The following is a 1,670-nucleotide window of genomic DNA, read 5'->3' on the forward strand; positions in this document are numbered from 1 at the left end:
TGCGGTGTGTTCCTAGACAGCTCCACCACATCGGAGGTCTTCGCCATGTTCAAGACCCACAACTGTCAACAACGCTCGTGATCAATACACCTAGGCGCCCGCGTAGCGGGCCGCCAGGTCCCGGACCGTGGACGCGATACGGGCGCGGAGTTCCGGAGGTGCCACGATCTCCACCTCCGCGCCCATCGCCAGGAACTCCCGGTGCGCGTGGTCCACGGACTCGATCGGCAGCAGCGCTCGCGTCCAGCCGTCCGGCTCCGCCGTGCCCGTCTCGGCCAGGGCGTGCGCGGCAGGCCCTGTCAGCCGGGCCGCGGCGTGCGGCGAGAGGCGGACGAGCGCCTCTCCGCGGTGCAGCCCGGCGAGGAAGTCCGCCTGGTACCGCTGCCAGTACGCGGCCAGGTCGAAGTCCTCGGGCGGCTCGAACTGCCCCTCTCCCACCGCCACTTCAAGAATCTGGTCGACCCGGTACGTACGCGGCCCGGGCCCGGCGACGACGTACCAGCGTCCCGCCTTGAGCACCAGGCCGTACGGCTCGAGCCGACGGTCCACATCGGTCGGCTCCTTCCAGCGGCGGTAGCGGACCTCCAGCACCCGGCTGTGCCACACCGCGTCCGCGACGGCCGTCAGATACCGCACATCGTCGTCGGAGGCGTACCAGCCGGGCGCGTCGAGATGGAAGCGGGAGCGCATCCGGTCGGCCTGCTCCCGCAGCTCCGCCGGGAGCGCCGCGCGCAGCTTGAGCTGTGCGGCGGCGAGCGCGGAGCCCAGCCCGAGCTCGGCGGCCGGTCCGGGAATGCCGGAGAGGAACAGCGCCTCCGCCTCACCGGCGGACAGCCCGGTCAGCCGGGTCCGGTAGCCGGCCAGCAGCTGGTATCCGCCCGCATGGCCCGCGTCCCCGTACAGCGGCACTCCCGCGGCGTGCAGCGCGTCGACATCGCGGTAGACGGTCCGTACGGACACTTCCAGCTCCTCGGCGAGCTGGGCGGCGGTCATCCGGCCCCGGGTCTGGAGCAGCAGCAGGATCGAGACGAGTCGACTGGACTTCACTGACACAGGATGTCAGTGAATCGGCCATAGCGTCCTGCCATGAGCTTCGCCGAGAACAGGAGACCGCTGATGAGCACGACCGATTTCGACTTCCTTGTGGGCGAGTGGGCCGTGGCCAACCGCCGTCTCAAGGACTTCCTGGACGAGTCGAGCGGGTGGGAGGAGTTCACGGCGGTGAGCCGTGCGTCGCGCCACTTCGACGGCGGGGCGAACTTCGACGAGATCGAGTTCCCCACGATGGGCTTCCGGGGCCTGACGCTGCGGCTGTACGACACCGAGCGCGAGGAGTGGTCGCTGTACTGGTCGAACGACCGCAGGGGTGTGCTGGACCCGCCGGTGGTGGGCCGGTTCGGGGCGGACGGGCGCGGAGTGTTCCACGGCGACGACACGTACCAGGGCAAGGACGTGCGGGTCCGCTTCCTCTGGTCGGGCATCACGGAGACGACAGCCAGGTGGGAGCAGGCGTTCTCGGTCGACGGCGAGAAGACCTGGCTGACGAACTGGGTGATGGAATCGACCCGCCGCGGTTAGGGCCTGTCGTTTGGATCAGGCCGGATCAGCGAGCGGGGTCTGGCGCGTGCAGCTGCAAGGCGGAGGAAGGAGCCACTGCGGAGCATTGGCGA

Annotated in this window: 2 protein-coding genes; one reads left to right on the forward strand and one right to left on the reverse strand. The window is 69.8% G+C overall.

The annotated features are described in order from the left end of the window. Positions 1-90: 90 nt before the first annotated feature. A complete protein-coding gene (locus ACH4YL_RS40725; RefSeq protein ID WP_398512586.1) occupies positions 91-1,047 on the reverse strand; it encodes a helix-turn-helix transcriptional regulator in 957 nt (318 codons plus the stop codon). A gap of 69 nt (positions 1,048-1,116) precedes the next feature. On the opposite strand from ACH4YL_RS40725, the gene ACH4YL_RS40730 reads away from it, so the two are divergent. Next, positions 1,117-1,578, forward strand: coding sequence for a hypothetical protein (locus ACH4YL_RS40730; RefSeq protein WP_398512587.1), 462 nt, complete (start codon positions 1,117-1,119; stop codon positions 1,576-1,578). The last annotated feature ends 92 nt before the right edge of the window (positions 1,579-1,670 follow it).

It is taken from the genome of Streptomyces sp. NPDC020681, assembly GCF_044334895.1.
GTDB lineage: Bacteria > Actinomycetota > Actinomycetes > Streptomycetales > Streptomycetaceae > Streptomyces.

Coding starts and splice junctions, on each gene's coding strand:
- ACH4YL_RS40730 (WP_398512587.1), top strand. CDS start 1,117: ATGAGCACGACCGATTTCGACTTCCTTGTGGGCGAGTGGGCCGTGGCC.